Raw genomic sequence first — 263 nt, forward strand, 5'->3', positions numbered from 1 at the left:
AAGTACCTGGAGGAAGAGAAAGAAAAATCGATTCCGTCAGTAGCGGCGAGCGAAAGCGGAAGAGCCCAAACCGGAAACTTGTTTCCGGGGTTGCGGACAGAACATAACGCGAAGCTATTGTTAACTGAACAGTACTGGAAAGTACGACCATAGAAGGTAATAGTCCTGTAAGTGAAAACAAGAGTAAGTAGTTCTGATCCAGAGTACCACGAGACACGTGAAACCTTGTGGGAAGCAGGGAGGACCACCTCCCAAGGCTAAAT

General features: G+C 47.5%; 1 rRNA gene. It reads left to right on the plus strand.

Annotated elements, in window-relative coordinates:
• A 23S ribosomal RNA gene (locus CPJCM30710_RS17600) occupies positions 1–263 on the plus strand; the annotation flags it as partial.

Origin of the sequence: Clostridium polyendosporum (assembly GCF_018332455.1) — a bacterium.
GTDB classification, from domain to species: Bacteria; Bacillota; Clostridia; order Clostridiales; family Clostridiaceae; genus Clostridium_AY; species Clostridium_AY polyendosporum.